Genomic DNA, 17,004 nt, shown 5'->3' on the forward strand with positions numbered 1-17,004 from the left:
AATCGCACCCTGGAGTATATATATGAAATTATCAGTTCTTGCGCTTGGCCTCAGTGCCGCCCTAATCAGCAGCTTTGCTGCAAATGCCGGTGACAACCTGATCACCAATGGTTCTTTTGAACAGTCAGATACCGTTAGCGGTTCCTGGAGCCTGTTTAAAACTTTGCCCGGCTGGAGCCGTAACTCTGCTAAGTTTGAAATTCAGACTAACCGCCTTGGCCTTATTCAGGCGCAGGATGGCGAACAATATCTGGAGCTGGATTCAACCCGTAACTACAGCGCGTACCAAAGTGTTGCAACAGAAGCTGGCAAGCAGTATGTCGTGAGCTTCTACTATTCACCGCGTGTCACCAATAACGCAGATACCAATAAAGCAACCGTATACTGGGACGATCAGGTCATCGCAGAGCTAAACGGTACGCAACGAGGCTGGCAACATTACACTATCACGGTAACGGCAAACAGTGACGTAAGTACGCTGAAATTTGAAGGTGCGGGCACCTCAGACTCATACGGTGCATTGCTGGATAACGTGTCGGTTACTGCCGACTGTGTCACTGGCTTATTTGGAATCAATAATTACGGCTCGGCTGAAGGCGGCTATGTATATCACTTTGATATTGAAGCGGGTCAGTACAGTAAAGTATCAGGCGTGACGCACACTGCATCGAACATCGCGAGCAAAGACGGTGTGCTTTACTTTATGGAACAGACGGACAGCAAGACCAAAGCATCTACCTTGTGGGCACTAGACCTGAATGGCAATCAGCAGTACAGCATAACCAACGCGACGTCATGGCCTCTGTATCGCTCTGCGGTCACACCAGATGGCGTGTCTTTACGCAGCACCAGTAAAACCTACATGTACGATTTCGACATGACCAGCGGTGAAAAAACCGTACTGGGTAAACTGTCATACCCAGGTGATGACTTCAGCCATGGCGACATTGCTTACTCAGCAGACGGCAACGTCCTGTATGTCTTAACCGGTAAGGCGCTGTATACCCTGGATGAAGGCAATATGGAGCTGACCAAGATTGGGGAGCATGGTGTGAACTGGGCATCCGGTCTGGCCATTACAGAAGACGGTACGCTGTACGTCTCTGGTCGTGAAGACAGCAGCAACGCACAGATCTGGCAAATGAATCCAGACACAGCGGTTGCGACTTTAGTGATGACAGGCCCCGAACACATTAATGATCTGACCTTTGTCGATAACTTTTGCCGCTAATCGGCGCCGATAATCGGATTATCTGCTTTATATACCTTAAAACCAGCCATTCAGGCTGGTTTTTTTGTATACAAAAAGTGTCAAACCCAGCTGGTAAGGCTTCCCCATCGCCACCCCACTAGGTATACTGACGCGCTTTTAATGAATAGTTAGTCAACACTGACTGAACTTGGAAATCATTTGGGGACTGGCCACCCGTTCAAAGTATGTCGGTGATTACTGTCATCAACAGTACCTCCGGTATCGATAATATTAAGGCCAAAACAACACATTTGATTGAAATGGGAATAATATGAATTCATTACCTAATCGCGGTGAGTTTCTGGGCCACCCAAAAGGCCTGTTCTTACTCTTCGGCACGGAAATGTGGGAGCGCTTTGGCTACTACGGAATGCGTGCAATTTTGGTTCTTTATCTGGTTGCCCAGGTACAAAATGGTGGCTTCGGCTGGACTAACGCAGATGCACTAAGCCTGTACGGTACCTTTACCATGGCGGTATACCTGACTCCTTTGATCGGGGGTTGGTTGGCCGACAACGTACTGGGTCAACGAAAAGCCATCATCATTGGTGGTATCCTGATGGCCGCGGGTCACTTTACTATGGGTATTCCACATGGTCTGGTTGCCGGTATGGAAGAACAAGTCTTCTATGTGGGTCTGGCATTACTATGTGCTGGTAACGGTCTGTTCAAACCAAACATTTCAACTATGGTGGGTGATTTGTACCAGGAAGGTGATAAGCGCCGTGACGGTGCCTTCACGATTTTCTACATGGGCATCAACTTAGGTGGCGCACTCGGGCCACTTATCGCAGGTTACGTTGCAGCGCAAATCAACTGGCAAGCCGGCTTCATCGCGGCGGGTATCGGTATGGTGATCTCTGTTGTGATGCAACTACTGTTAAGCCAGAAGTATCTGGGTGACATTGGTGTAGTACCGGCTGCCAAGCTGTCTCAGCAGCAATCTGCCAGCAACAAGAAAGAACCGCTAACCAGTCAGGAAAAAGACCGCATCCGTGTTATTTTCACCATGAGTGTATTTAGCATCATCTTCTGGATGGGCTTTGAGCAGGCCGGTGGCCTGATGAACCTGTTCGCCGCTGACTATACCGATCGCATGCTAATGGGTTTTGAAATTCCGGCTTCTTGGTTCCAGTCTCTGAACTCTATCTTTATTATTATCTTCGCGCCTCTGGTGGCCATGATCTGGCTTAAGCTGGACAAACGTGAACCCAATTCTCCAGTCAAGTTTGCCATCGCGCTAGTATTCCTGGCGCTCGGTTTCCTGACGATGATGATGGCGCTGATCACCGAAGGCAGTGATGCCGGTAACCTGCAGATCAGCATGATGTGGCTGGTGCTGTTTTATCTGTTCCATACCCTGGGTGAGCTGTGTCTGTCGCCAATTGGTCTGTCTATGGTGAGCAAGCTGGCTCCGCTGCGCCTGGCTTCATTATTAATGGGTTTGTGGTTCCTGTGTACAGCAGTTGCGAACAAAATCGCGGGCTTTGTTGGCTCTTTCATCGGCGAAGGCCAGGAAGCAATGAACAACGCCATGAGCATCTTCATTGGTCTGGGAGCAACCGCGTTGCTGTCTGCACTGGCAATGTACCTGCTTAGTAACAAGCTGGTTGACTGGATGCATGGCGCTGAAGGGACGAGCGATGAGCCACACACTCAGGAACATTATCTTGAGAAAGAGTTAGAGATCTCTGGCGAAAGACAGTAATTTCTGCCTTGTGATTCGTGTAAAAGCCACACTAGTTTAGTGTGGCTTTTCCATTTCTGACACCCATTTGTAAACTTATTAATACACCCAAGTGAAATTCAGCAAAATTTGCGCCAGCCTTTAAATTGGCACCAGTGTGATATCGCTGTCAACAATGAACTTTAAAGTTCTTTTTTTTCATATAGATAAACTTACTCACCAATAAAGTCTCGCTATCAAACAATCTGTTTTATAGAGCAAAAATCATTTTTTAATCGATAAATTTATCCTGTTCACACAATCCGTATAACCCGGGCAATTTGTACGACAGAATTTACATTTTGCACTCTTGCTAATTGATGCCTATAGCTTCCCCTTTTGCACATTTTGATTAATCATCCACAGCACAAAACAAATAGCGATCCAGTGCTTTTAAGCGGGAGTATGACAATGAGTGAAGTAACAAATCCTCTAGGCCTAGTTGGCATTGAGTTTACCGAGTACGCAACACCAGATGCGGACTACATGGAAAAGATTTTTGCCGATTTTGGTTTTTCTAAACTGAAAAAGTTCAAAGACAAAGACATTCTGTACTACAACCAGCATGACATTCATTTCCTGCTGAACAAAGAGCGCGGCGGTTTCTCTGCTGAGTTCGCTAAGAGCCACGGTCCGGCTATCTGCTCAATGGGCTGGCGTGTAGAAGACGCGCAAAAAGCGTTTGAAATCGCTGTTGAGCGCGGTGCAAAACCAGCCACTGATTCTACCCACAAAGACTTGCCTTACCCTGCCATCTACGGCATCGGTGACAGCCTGATCTATTTCATCGACGTATTCGGTGACAAAGGTTCAATCTTCGAGCAAGACTTTGTTGACTTGGAAGAGCAGGTGATTGTTGAAGACAAAGGCTTCCTGCGTATCGACCACCTGACTAACAACGTATACAAAGGCACCATGGAAACATGGGCAAACTTCTACAAAGACGTATTCGGCTTTACTGAAGTACGCTACTTCGACATCAAAGGTCAGAAGACGGCGCTGTTGTCATATGCACTGAAATCTCCGTGTGGCACCTTCTCTATTCCAATTAACGAAGGTAAAGACGACAACAACAATCAGATCGACGAGTATCTGGACGAATACAATGGCCCGGGCGTACAGCATCTGGCGTTTTTGACCAACGACCTGGTTGCATCACTGGACAAGCTTGACCAGACTAACATTGCAACCTTAGACATTGTTGATCACTACTACGACACCATCTTTGACCGTGTACCTTGGGTTAAAGAAGACCGTGAAAAGATCAAAGAGCACCAGATCCTGGTAGACAGCCAGAGCGAAGACTGCTACCTGCTTCAGATCTTCACTAAGAACCTGTTTGGCCCTATCTTTATTGAGATGATCCAGCGTGTTGACGACGGTGGTTTCGGTGAAGGTAACTTCCAGGCACTGTTCGAGTCTATCGAACGTGATCAGGAACGCCGCGGCGTGATCTAATCCTCCTTTGAGAGTAGAAAATTAAAAGCAGCTTGGGGCGATGCCTTGTGGCTGCTTTTGCCGTTTAATTTGTCTGAGACTCAGATGTTGCATTGAAAAAACAGAACGCTATCACCACATCTGAGAACAGCCTCAAACTTGCAAAAAGGAAAGACCATGTCTTTTATCAACGAAACGCACGACATTAATCTGAAGAGCTGGGTTGCCAGCGCCAACCAGGCTGGCACCGATTTCCCTATCCAAAACCTGCCTTTTGCCTCATTCCGTCGTAAAGACAGCGCAGAAGAGTTCCGTGGCGGCGTTGCCATTGGCGATCAAGTACTGGACCTGGCAGTGGTTGCCGCGGCAGGCATTTTCAGTGGCGAAGCACAGGACGCAGTAGAAGCGGCCAACGCACCTAAACTGAATGAGTTTATGGGTATGGGTCAGAACTACTGGTCTGCCCTGCGTCTGGCACTGTCTCGTGCTCTTCGTGAAGGCTCAGAGCAGCAGAGCGCCCTAGAGGCGGCATTGGTTGCACAAGATGACGCTGAATATGCGCTGCCTTGTCACATTGGCGATTACACCGATTTCTACACGTCAATCTACCACGCTACTGCGGTAGGTAGTTTGTTCCGCCCGGACAACCCTTTGCTGCCTAACTACAAGTGGGTACCAATCGGTTACCACGGCCGTGCTTCTTCAATTGATGTGTCTGGTCAGAGCTTCCCTCGCCCGAAAGGTCAGACGAAAGCACCTGATGCAGATGCACCGTCTTTCGGTCCTTGTAAGCGCCTGGACTACGAGCTGGAGCTGGGCATCTACCTGGGTAAAGGCAATGAACTGGGTGATTCAATCTCGATTGAAGATGCCGAAAGCCATGTCTTTGGTTTCTGTCTGTTCAACGACTGGTCTGCCCGTGATCTGCAAGCCTGGGAATATCAGCCGTTAGGCCCGTTCCTGGCGAAAAACTTTGCCTCAACGGTATCACCCTGGATTGTCACCACTGAAGCCCTGGCGCCGTATCGCACCAACTGGCACCGTGATGAGCAAGATCCTCAGCCTCTTGACTACCTGGAGTCTGCACAAAACCGTGAATCGGGTGCGTTTGATATCCAGATGGACGTACTACTTGAAACAGAGAAAATGCGCGAAGCCAATGCTGCGCCTAGCAAGCTGTCAGAATCAAGCTTTAAGCACAGCTACTGGACAGTAGCACAAATGGTGACTCACCACACCGTAAACGGCTGTAACTTCCTGCCGGGCGATATGCTGGGTTCAGGTACACAGTCTGGTCCAGAGCACGAAGAAGCGGGCTCACTGTTAGAGCTATCGCGTGGTGGCAAAGAGACCATCACTCTGAACAATGGCGAAGAGCGTAAGTTCCTGGAAGATGGCGACAAGGTCATTATGCGCGGCTGGTGTGAAGCCAATGGCTTTGCTCGTATCGGTTTCGGTTCAGTCGAAGGCACTATCCTGCCGGCTAAGTAATCGCAAGCGAAAAACTCGTTCTTGCGAGAATACGCGTTGCGTTACCTCGCAAAAGCTTTTCTATACAAAACAAAGGTGTGCTTAAGTACACCTTTTTTTTGTAAGTAAATACTGGCTTTTTGCATAAAAATTGTTAAAGTGAGTCGTTATTTTTAATTTTTACGTGTTATGTTTCGCTATATCAAACGCCTGATCACATCATTATTTCAACCTAAACAGCTAATGCTGCGCCAGAATGGCCAGGTTAGTCTGATGGTTGTGCCTGGCTGGTTGCAATTTATTGCGCTAGTGCTGGTTTGTAGTGCTCTTACCTGGTTAGTTATCAGTACATCAGCGTTTTTTAAGCAACAAGACACCGTCAGCGCGCTGCAATCTCAGCTTCAGACACAACAACAAGCCTGGGCACAAGAAAAACAACAGCTGGCAGAGCGTCTGTCACAGCAGCAGACTCAGCTTGCCACTTTGAACGAACAACACACAGTACTCAGTGAAATTGTCAGCGCCCTGCCGACATCCATTACAGAGCAGGCAGACGCAGCGGTGTCTTTGCCTGAAAGCCAACAGCCCAGTGATGTGCAACCTGCCGCTGGTGACATCAATGACAGCCATGAGTTTGAGGCGCACAGCACTGAGCTGGACGATGCGCAGGCCGCGTTGCTTGAGACATTGCAAACGATTATTTCGGCGCGCCACAACCAATTAATGGCCGGGTTTAATGAAGCAGGTCTCTCTTTGAGTACCGACAATAATTCCGCACAGGGTGGTCCTTATCATCAGGTTGATGCAACGCTGTTGAATGCACACTACACCCAGCTTATCGATGACTCTGTACAACTCAATCAATTAGAGAACTTATTACACTCCACGCCCAAAATGATGCCCGTCGCGCACGACAAATATTATATTTCCAGCGCGTTTGGCTTTCGCAAAGACCCAATCACAGGTCGCCGTGCCTACCACAAAGGGGTCGATATGGCGGGCTGGCATAAGACCCAGATCATTGCACCGGCAGATGGCGTGGTCAGTAGAGCCGGTAAAAATGGCGGATACGGTAAGTTTGTTGAAATTAAACATGCGAACGGTATCGTCACGCGTTATGGTCATTTGCACACCATCAAAGTGAAAAAAGGCCAGACAGTAAAGCAATCTGACGTGATTGCACTGATGGGCAGCACAGGTCGTAGTACCAGTACACACTTGCATTATGAGGTGTTACAGGATAAAAAGCATATAAATCCTGTAAAACTGGCAAGAGTGCTCAAACGTGTTCAATAAAAAGAAAAACGCAGTTCCTTTCTCACTTATTTCTCCCGACACCGAAATCACAGGCAATATCCAGTGCGATGGTGAAATTCAGATCGACGGTAAAGTGATCGGAGACCTCAATGTTGCTCAGCTTATCATTGGTGAATCTGGGCTGGTGGAAGGCAATATTACCGCCACGCAGGTCCAGGTACGAGGACAAGTCCAGGGTGCGATCAGCGCCGACAGCGTTACGCTGGAGCCCAGCGCCAGAGTGACTGGTGATATCGAACACGATACGCTGAGTATTCAGGCCGGTGCACACATTCAGGGCCAGCTGAACCACCGCGCGGAACCTTCTAATGTCACACCACTGGATAAAGCCAGCGAAGGCTGAACTATCCGAAACAATCCCTCTTGGGTAACACTTATTAACATAAAAACATAGAGTTAGCCTTTCACTTATGTATCTAATAGTGATACATTTCACGCATATTATTTCATTAGAACGAGCTAATACGGCTCGTTTCATACCAATTTGCTTAATTAAGTGTTCTATTTTGAGGCGAGAAAATCTGGTCGATAACCAGGCAAAAATTTTGATGTTTAGTCGCTCTAAGTGAGAAATTTTTAACACCGTTAGCGTCATATTTGCTCCTTCAAATTGAACAGGTATTAAGTGAAACTGGTATCAATACGACACTAAAACGATTAAAAGGATATAAAGTGAATAAAGTAGTAATAGGACTAATGCTGGCTACCGCATCTCTGGGCGCTCAGGCGGCTGAGCTGAGCAAAAGCTACCTTGAAATAGGGTATGGAGAAACCAGTCTGGAAGGTACACCAAACTCTGTAGATCCCCAGGGGTTCATTATTGCAGGCAGCTATGAATTTGCTAATGGCATCTTCATGGGCCTCAAAATCGATCAACACTCAGACAGCCTGAATGTGCTCGACGACCTGTTCGATGATGATTACGACGTTGATGAAACCACCTTTAATCTGGGCTACATTCTGCGCGCGACAGACAATGGTCGTCTGGCGGTGGGCGCTCAGATTGGTGAGTTTGAAGTTTCAACGAAGAATGCTAACTCAACAATAGATACGCGTCGCCTGTACGGTGAGTACGAATACGCCTTTTCCAAGCGCATTAGCACCTATGCTCAGGCAGGTTATGAGTTACTGGACAACTCCAGAGATGATGAAAATGGTATTTTTATTAATATCGGTCTGCGCTTTGGCTTTACGCAGCGCTCCGCTGTCGTGCTGGAATACACCAATGGTGTGGAATACACGCAAACGGAAGTTAAATACCGCTACAGCTTTTAATGCTACTTCGCTGTAAGACAGGCCCACATTAGCTGGGCCTTTTTATATGTCACTTCTTCGCTGAAATATACATAGTGACATCGGCATGAAATACCTTCACCCCATCACTGTTGAACACCTCAACCGGCACTATCAGTTCTTCTTTATCCTGCCACTGGCGCGGGAGTGGAATCGTCGCCTCTGCACGTAAGTCGGTATCGGCTTTTTTCAGGTATTGCACTGTCATCCCTTTCGGGATCCAGCGATGTGTTTTCGATGGAATACTGGCATCGGTCACCACCCCTGCGCATAATTCTGCAAGGTTACACTGAGCAATTGCATGCACTGTCCCAATGTGATTGTGGACTGCCTTTCGATTAGGCATCTGAGCCGTAATACGGCCTTCACTTAGATGGGTGATCTTAGGCTTGATCGTGCCAAAATAAGGTGCCCTTTTACAGACCGCCTTGCTGAATAGCCAGTTGCCAAAGGGCAACCATTTAAACTTCTTATAGGTTTTTAATAAGGGTGTTGCCATAACGCTTAACCTGTTGATTGTAGAAAACACCCCACACTAACACATCTGACCAGTTGAGCCAATCATACCTACAGAGTTTTATAGTCAAGGATCACAACTGACTTGGCACTGTTGCTACATATTCAATTACCGTTCTCCGGGCTGCTTATCCAAGCTATAAAGAATAGGAAGGATATAAAATTAGGTAACTCACTCACTTAAAATATGATTTTAATCATATTAAATAAATCATAACAAATTTATATTTAAATAGTAAAAATTCCAGCACTTCACTATTAAAATAAAAAACATTAGAATTAATTAAACAGCTAATGAGATGATTTTTTGAAAATCCATAAGTTCGCTGTGGTATACCGATATGCCACAGCGAACTTAATGCTTCACACCGGCTTTTTTCTGATTATTTTTTGGAACGATACAATCTCAATAATTATTATTCCTATTTAAATAAATCAATAACTTACCTACTCACGCTTTACTCAGGAATTTCTATGAGACTCAGTAAAAAACTCTATTTATCCTTTGGCGTATTAATCATGCTAATGATCATATCCAGCACACTAGTATGGTTTAAAATATCCACAGAAACCGCCCGTGCACAAGAAGTAACCGGTGACGATCTGCCCGGGATGATACTCTACAACCGCTTACTGGATACTCAGCACCAGCTCAAAAGCGCTGCGCTCGAATATATGAATGGTGATGCAAGTAAAAAAGCGACATTTAACACCACATTTGAAAAGTTTAAAGCCGTCCACACCGAGCTTTACCATTATGAATCAGCCAAACAATCCGATCGTGAGAAAATGGCACATATCCTGCGGAATATTTCTTCCTACCACCAACGAGTCAATCAGGACGTCTTTGCGCGCTACCGTCCGGTTGCCGTTCAGACGCTTCAGGGTGAAACATCCGTGGCTTTAAGCAGCTCAGATGCTTTTCAGCAAGCCAGTAAAACGCTCCGGGCTTTAGATAAAAAACACATACAAGATATTGCTAAAATTCTTGAAGTTTCTGCACAAGAAGAAATTGATGATGCAACCAGTACAGTGGCGCAATTGGTTGAAGGCCTGAGCGCGACTTCCATGACCATCATAGCAATCACTTTGGTTGCCGCGATACTGAGCCTCATCATCGCGTTTTTGATTAGCCGCTCAATCGTGTTTCGCCTCAACCAGGTGCTCAGTGTTGCAGAACGGATCGGCGCCGGTGATATCTCTGAGCAAGATATTGTGCACCAGGGACAGGATGAAATTGACGGACTGGCGGAAGCAACCAATAAAATGGCCCACTCATTGAACGAATTGCTGCATTCTATCACTCAGGTAGTCGGTGATGTAGCAACATCCAGTCAGGATATCGCTGAAGCGAACGAGCAGATTGCCTCACGCAATCGTTCATCCGCCGAGCAGTCGACTCAGGTCGCCACGGCCATTGAAGAAATGAGTGCAACAGTCACTGAAGTCGCAGCTCAAAGTCAGGTCGCAGCAAGTCATGCCGAACAAGCACGCACACTGGCCTCTGGCGGAGGAGATACCGTCGGACAAACCGTTAGTAAAATCAAAACTGCGTCGCAAAATGTGCAGAAAACCTCAGAAAATGTCACACATCTGGGCGAACTCAGTAGCCAGATTGGTAACGTGATCGGAGTGATTAGCAGCATTGCAGAGCAAACCAACCTGTTGGCGCTCAATGCTGCGATTGAAGCAGCCCGGGCCGGTGAACAAGGCCGTGGCTTCGCAGTCGTTGCGGATGAAGTCAGAACCCTGGCCGAACGAACATCTCAGGCAACCGAGGAAGTCGTTTCCACCGTGCAATCCATTCAGTCACAGACAGATCATGCGGTTAGTTCCATGCAACATAGTGTAGCCCTGGTTGACCAAAGCGTCTCGATGGCCGAAGCTGCTGGCATGCAATTGGATGATATTGTGCGCGGCGCCACGGACATCGCCACTATGATCCAGTCAATCGCCACTGCCACAGAAGAGCAATCCGTGGTTGCCGGTGAGATGGCCAGAGACATTTCAAAGATTGAGCAGTCCAGTCAGCATTCTTTACAGGATACTCAGGTCGCGGCGCTATCCGCTCAGGGGCTGAACCAACAAGCTGAGGAACTTGCCTGCCTGGTCAGCAAGTTCAGATTAAGGACATAAACGACCTGCATGACCTCGTGCAGTTCACTCATTACCGGGCCGAAATGATTGATAGGATCAGTCCGGTAATATGGATGCAGTGCTTGTTCAGTGTGCTCAGCTTCCAGATAAAACTTGCCTGTTTTCGTAATTAACGACTTTAATTATGAACGATAACACAATGAAAAGTATGCCATGGATGACGCCTATTGCGAACTTGGTGACCCTATGAAACTCAGTAATAAGCTATACTCAGCCTTTGGTGTGCTGATTTTACTCATGGTGATGTCCAGTACTTTAGTTTGGTTCAAAGTCTCGACGGAAACCGCCCGTGCACAGGAGGTCACTGGTGATGACTTGCCCGGCATGATCCTCTACAGCCGGTTGCTAGACACTGAGCATCAGCTCAAAAGTGCCGCGCTCGAATATATGAATGGCGACGCCAGTAAAAAGGCCGTGTTCAATGAGGTGTTTCGTAGATATAAGGAAGTGCACACAGAATTATATCGTTATGAATCGGCTAAACAGGCCGACCGCGAAAAAATGGCCCATATTCTGAAAAGCATTTCCACTTACCACCAGCGAGTGAATCAGGATGTCTTTGGTCGCTATGATCCCAGCGCATATCAGCGTGTCAAATCCCGGGTTGACCGTCTGGAGGCGACGACCGGAGAGCAACTGGAAACGCTACTCGATAAATTAAAGGAACAAGAGTTTAACGACGCCATGCAATCAACCGACTTACAGGAATCGCTCAATGATGATCTACCGGGCGTTCGTTATTACTTGGAATTAGTCGATGAAGCCGGAGACATGATTGCTGCGGTGATCTCGCACACAACGGGCAATGCCAACGCTCAGGCAGACTTTAACGATGATGCAAACAGTTTTGAAGAGTACTTAAACCTTCTCATTCCACTGGAACAAAAGCCTAACGAACTACAAGACATCGCCACTATCAAACGCTTATACAAAATCATTCGTGATGAAGCGAGCGCGGTATTTACCAGCTACGATCCAACTGCATTTAAACAGGCAACTGCAACTCTCAGTGAACTGGACAGGAGACATATCCAGGATGTGGCAAAAATCCTGGATGTGTCTGCCAGAGAAGAAATCGATGATGCCACCGGTGCGCTTGAGCTGTTAGTCGAAGGGCTTAACTCGACCTCGATTGTGATTATTGTGATAACCCTGATTGCAGCTATCCTGGGCATGGTGATTGCCTATCTGATCAGCAATTCGATCGTATCTCGACTGAATCAGGTACTCGGTGTTGCGGAACGGATCAGCGCGGGTGATATCTCTGACAGAGATATTGACCATAAAGGACAGGATGAAATTGACGGACTAGCCGAAGCCACCAATAAAATGGCCCGCTCGTTGAACGAGCTGCTACACGCCATTGCCAAAGTGGTGGACGATGTTCGCACTTCAAGCCACGATATCGCTGAGGCCAATGATCAGATTGCCTCGCGTAGCCGTTCGTCGGCCGATCAGTCAACCCAGGTTGCCACGGCCATTGAGGAAATGAGCGCCACGGTCTCTGAGGTAGCGTCGCAAAGCCAGGTTGCTGCGAGCCATGCCGATCAGGCCCGTACACTGGCGTCTGGGGGGGGAGACACCGTTGGACAGACCGTCAGCAAGATTAAAACAGCCTCGCAGAATGTACAGAAAACCGCTGAAAACGTGACCCATTTGGGTGAGCTGAGTAGCCAGATTGGTAACGTGATTGGCGTCATTGGCAGTATTGCCGAGCAGACTAACCTGCTTGCATTAAATGCCGCCATTGAAGCTGCCCGAGCCGGTGAGCAGGGACGTGGTTTTGCAGTGGTTGCCGATGAGGTCAGAACACTGGCGGAACGCACCTCAAAAGCCACCGAGGAAGTGGTCTCAACGGTACAGTCAATCCAGTCTCAGACCGAACATGCCGTCAGCTCGATGCAAAACAGCGTATCTCAGGTTGATCAAAGTGTGTCTATGGCAGAGGCTGCGGGCGCCCAGCTGGATGACATTGTACGCGGTGCATCTGAAATTGCCGCCATGATCCAGTCAATCGCCACAGCAACGGAGGAACAATCTGTGGTTGCCGGTGAAATGGCTCAGGACATTTCTAAAATAGAGCAATCCAGCCAGAGCTCCTTACAGGATACTCAGGTTGCCGCTTTGTCAGCACAAGAGCTCAATAAACAGGCTGAGCAGCTGGCCCAGTTAGTACGTAAGTTCAGACTCAGATCTTAAATACCCGCACCCATAGATTGGTCCGGAATGTATCATTAACAGGCGCTCTGGACAGCGCCTGTTAGTGAAATGAATCTTAATTTTAGTCTCCATAGTGATACACTGCCTCTCCTTTTTCCCGGCACACCTGTCGAGAAATACACGCCAGCCTTACTCATGCAAGTTGATAAATAATAAGGATAATACATGCATCATATAATAACTTTGAGCAGTCTTTTACTGATCTTCTCTTCTGCATGCGCTTTATACCAATTTCACTAAATACCTGTTCAATTTGACGGAGCAAATATGACGCTAACAGCGTTAAGCATTTCTCATTTAGAACTTTATACCTTAGACATAGGTTCACAAATTTTTGCCTCGCCCACATGGACGTAGGCGCCTCAGCGATAGCAGGACGCGTGAGCAGTGCTATCGACCCTATTTTCTCGCCTCAAAATAGAACGCTTAATTAAGCAAATTGGTATTACATTCATTTCCCGTTCAATGGAAATCCCGGGATTTACTGCAGAACGTCCCCAATATCTCACTGCGATCAATCAGCCTGCCTGCGATGATGTGAATAACCTCCCCTTCTTTTTCGACAATCCCTTTTACTTCCAATAGCCTGGCACTGAGATAAGCCTGCTTTTGAGCCCGTGCGGTACCCGCCCATACCACCACATTGATATTGCCCGTATCATCTTCCAGCGTAAAAAAGGTCACCCCCCCGGCAGTCCCCGGAGCCTGTTTGCCAGTCACAATGCCCACCACCGTCACCAGAGATTTATGCCGACAGGCACTGAGCTGCGCCATGCGCGTAAAACGCCCCAGTTTACCTGCCTTGTCGAGCAGGGTGACCGGATGTTGACCCAGAGTAAGACCCAGCGCAGCATAGTCTTCCACCAGGTCGTCCATGTCATCCGGCTGGAAAACACAAGAGGTAGACTCCGCTACTGAATGCCCGGCAAACAAAGGTAAGGTGTGTTCCTTATCCATCAGCGCCCAGCGCGCGGCATAGCGATCACCCTGCAACGTTTTAAGTGCACTGGCCGATGCCAGGCTTTCCAATGTATTAGCGGGTAGTCCGAGACGCTGTAACGCTGACATATCGGAAAAACCGGTGTCTGGCCGGGCAGCCAGTAGCTGCTCTGCGCTGTTACGATGTAACCCTTTGACTAGGCGCAGACCCAGGCGGATCGCAAACTTGTCGTGCTGCTGACAAATATGATGATCGTACTCAGAGGCATTGACACACACCGGCAGCACCTCTATCTGATGGCGCCTGGCATCCTGGAGCAGTTGAGAGGCGCTGTAAAACCCCATTGGCAGGCTGTTAAGTAAAGCGGTATAAAACATAGCCGGATAGTAGTATTTTAGCCAGGCTGATGCATAAGCCAGCACAGCGAAGGACGCTGAGTGACTCTCCGGGAATCCATATTCACCAAAGCCACAGATCTGCTCAAAAATACGCTCGGCAAAGCACACCTCATAGCCCCGTTGTTGCATGCCGTTGATCAACTTTTCTTTAAACTGCATCAGCTCGCCGCTTTTTTTCCATGACGCCATGGCCCGGCGCAGCTGATCCGCCTCCCCGCCGGAAAAGCCAGCCGCGACCATCGCCAGTTTAATCACCTGCTCCTGGAAGATAGGCACCCCCATAGTACGTGATAAAACCGACTTCACCTCCTCGGAAGGGTAAGTAATGGCTTCCTCACCATTACGACGTTTTAGAAAGGGATGTACCATATCCCCCTGAATGGGCCCCGGCCTGACAATGGCAATTTGGATCACTAAGTCGTAATAACACGCCGGTTTTAACCGCGGTAACATACTCATTTGTGCCCGGGATTCTATCTGAAATACCCCCACCGTATCTGCGCGCTGAAGCATGTTATATACCTGAGGATCGTCCCCCATGCGGGTTAACTCGGCCAGATCCAGCTGTCTTGATGTGTGCTGCGCTATCAGTGCAAACGCTTTACGAATGGCACTCAGCATGCCCAGTGCCAGCACATCCACTTTGAGTAACCTGAGACTTTCCAGGTCATCCTTATCCCACTGGATCACCGTACGTTCCGACATGGCTGCATTTTCGACAGGAACCAGATCATGCAACGGGCCTGCGGAGATCACAAAGCCCCCCACATGCTGAGAGAGGTGGCGGGGAAAGCCCATGATGTCTTCAACCAGGGAAATAAACTGCTGACCTTTGTGCGACTCGCTCTGCAGGCCAAGCTCTGCCAGCTGAGTTTGCCAGTTTTGCCCCCGATCACGGCGATTCACATTGCGAATAAAGTAATCCAGCTGAGTGACCTCAATTCCCAGAGCTTTACCCACATCCCTGATTGCACTTTTAAAGCGATAGCTGATGACCGTTGCAGCCAGTGCGGCACGTTTACGGCCATACTTGTGATAGATGTACTGGATCACCTCTTCACGGCGCTCATGTTCAAAATCGACATCTATATCCGGCGGCTCATTGCGCTCTTTACTGATAAAGCGCTCGAACAGCACAGACACCTGACGAGGGTCCACCGCAGTGATCTCCAGACAGTAACACACCACTGAATTGGCCGCTGAGCCCCGTCCCTGATACAAAATCCCTTTACTGCGTGCAAAACACACTAAATCATGAATGGTGAGGAAAAAATAGGGATAGTCTAACTCTTCTATCAGTGCCAGCTCTTTGTCTATAACCTGTGCAATCTCAACGGGCACCCCCTGGGGGAAACGCCGCCGCTGCCCCGCCTGCACCAGGGCGCGCAAATGCTGCATCGCGGTTTTCCCTTCAGGAACCAGCTCTGCCGGATACTGATAACGCAGTGAGTCAAGATCAAACGTACAGCGCCTGGCAATGCGTAAAGATTCTGCCAGCCAGGGGGCCTTAAACAACTTGCTGAGCTTGTCGCGGCTGCGCAGGGCTCGCTCAGCGTTTGCAAGCAATTCCCCTTTAACCTGCTCAATCGGCTGATTAAGCCGAATCGCCGTCAGCGTATGCTGCAACCTGAGCCGTTCACAGTGATGCATTAGCACCCCGCCACAGGCGGTAACAGGCAACTGATAACGGGCAGCCAGCGCTTCGCAGCGCGCGATAAAACGCTGTTCCTGATTCACCAGATGACGCTGTATACCCACCCAGCTGCGGCCCTTATGATGACGTACCAACCAGGCGCCCCACTGCGCATCCTGCTCGCAGCCTTGAGGTAACCAGATGAGCAGGCAATGGCGCAATGACAGCAAGTCCCACTCAGCTAATTGATAATGGCCTTTTTCAGCCCGCCGCCGGGCATTGGTGATCACCCGGCATAATTCACTGTAGGCGGCTTTATCCGGGCAGAGTAACACCACTTCGAGGGTCTCAAAGCGCATCAGGCTGCCTACTATCAATTGTAAATCCAGCTGCTGATTTTTGATCAGCGTATGCGCCCGGACCACACCCGCCAGCGAACACTCATCGGTGATCGCCAGCGCAGTGTAAGCGAGGAAGTCGGCCTGTCGCACCAGCTCTTCCGGCCGGGATGCCCCTTGCAAAAACGAGAAGTTGGTCTGACAAAACAGCTCCGCATAACCCGGTATTTGAGTGTCACCCGGCGGCTCACCTTTGCCCTGACTCATTGATTGTTCTGCCTCTGAGTACGCAGCCGGCAGTGTAAAC

Annotated in this window: 11 protein-coding genes; 9 read left to right on the plus strand and 2 right to left on the minus strand. The window is 48.6% G+C overall.

The annotated features are described in order from the left end of the window. The first annotated feature begins 22 nt into the window (after nucleotides 1–22). The 7 genes from MHN33_RS15880 to MHN33_RS15910 all read left to right on the plus strand — a co-directional run bounded on the left by MHN33_RS15880 (nucleotide 23) and on the right by MHN33_RS15910 (nucleotide 8,477). Nucleotides 23–1,231, plus strand: coding sequence for a DUF642 domain-containing protein (locus MHN33_RS15880; protein WP_239399202.1), 1,209 nt, complete (start codon nucleotides 23–25; stop codon nucleotides 1,229–1,231). 292 nt (nucleotides 1,232–1,523) lie between these two features. Further along, nucleotides 1,524–2,960, plus strand: a complete 1,437-nt coding sequence (locus MHN33_RS15885) for a peptide MFS transporter (RefSeq protein ID WP_239399204.1) — start codon at nucleotides 1,524–1,526, stop codon at nucleotides 2,958–2,960. Nucleotides 2,961–3,389: 429 nt separating this feature from the next. Further along, nucleotides 3,390–4,436 carry a 4-hydroxyphenylpyruvate dioxygenase gene (gene hppD, locus MHN33_RS15890; protein ID WP_239399206.1) on the plus strand — a complete coding sequence of 349 codons (1,047 nt, stop codon included), beginning with the start codon at nucleotides 3,390–3,392 and terminating at the stop codon, nucleotides 4,434–4,436. A gap of 156 nt (nucleotides 4,437–4,592) precedes the next feature. Continuing rightward, nucleotides 4,593–5,906, plus strand: coding sequence for a fumarylacetoacetase (fahA, locus tag MHN33_RS15895; protein ID WP_239399208.1), 1,314 nt, complete (start codon nucleotides 4,593–4,595; stop codon nucleotides 5,904–5,906). 168 nt (nucleotides 5,907–6,074) lie between these two features. Beyond that, nucleotides 6,075–7,181, plus strand: coding sequence for a M23 family metallopeptidase (locus MHN33_RS15900; protein WP_239399210.1), 1,107 nt, complete (start codon nucleotides 6,075–6,077; stop codon nucleotides 7,179–7,181). Next, nucleotides 7,171–7,545: a polymer-forming cytoskeletal protein gene (locus MHN33_RS15905; RefSeq protein ID WP_239399211.1), complete on the plus strand. Its 375-nt coding sequence runs from the start codon at nucleotides 7,171–7,173 to the stop codon at nucleotides 7,543–7,545. The genes MHN33_RS15900 and MHN33_RS15905 overlap by 11 nt, the downstream gene beginning before the upstream one ends. Nucleotides 7,546–7,874: 329 nt before the next feature. Then, nucleotides 7,875–8,477 carry an outer membrane beta-barrel protein gene (locus MHN33_RS15910; RefSeq protein ID WP_239399213.1) on the plus strand — a complete coding sequence of 201 codons (603 nt, stop codon included), beginning with the start codon at nucleotides 7,875–7,877 and terminating at the stop codon, nucleotides 8,475–8,477. A 49-nt stretch (nucleotides 8,478–8,526) separates the two neighbouring features. On the opposite strand, the gene MHN33_RS15915 is transcribed toward MHN33_RS15910, so the two are convergent. Then, nucleotides 8,527–8,994: a hotdog fold domain-containing protein gene (locus MHN33_RS15915; protein ID WP_125719946.1), complete on the minus strand. Its 468-nt coding sequence runs from the start codon at nucleotides 8,992–8,994 to the stop codon at nucleotides 8,527–8,529. A gap of 491 nt (nucleotides 8,995–9,485) precedes the next feature. Here MHN33_RS15915 and MHN33_RS15920 point away from each other — a divergent pair, with 491 nt between their 5' ends. Then, nucleotides 9,486–11,147 (plus strand): HAMP domain-containing methyl-accepting chemotaxis protein, encoded by a 1,662-nt coding sequence (locus MHN33_RS15920; protein WP_239399215.1) that lies wholly within the window; start codon nucleotides 9,486–9,488, stop codon nucleotides 11,145–11,147. A 207-nt stretch (nucleotides 11,148–11,354) separates the two neighbouring features. Further along, nucleotides 11,355–13,367 carry a methyl-accepting chemotaxis protein gene (locus tag MHN33_RS15925; protein ID WP_239399217.1) on the plus strand — a complete coding sequence of 671 codons (2,013 nt, stop codon included), beginning with the start codon at nucleotides 11,355–11,357 and terminating at the stop codon, nucleotides 13,365–13,367. A 483-nt stretch (nucleotides 13,368–13,850) separates the two neighbouring features. Here the strand turns inward: MHN33_RS15925 and MHN33_RS15930 are convergent, their stop codons facing one another. Then, a complete protein-coding gene (locus MHN33_RS15930; RefSeq protein WP_239399389.1) occupies nucleotides 13,851–16,964 on the minus strand; it encodes an error-prone DNA polymerase in 3,114 nt (1,037 codons plus the stop codon). Between the last annotated feature and the right edge of the window lie 40 nt (nucleotides 16,965–17,004).

Origin of the sequence: Pseudoalteromonas sp. OOF1S-7 (assembly GCF_022347765.1) — a bacterium.
In the GTDB taxonomy this organism is placed as follows: domain Bacteria; phylum Pseudomonadota; class Gammaproteobacteria; order Enterobacterales; family Alteromonadaceae; genus Pseudoalteromonas.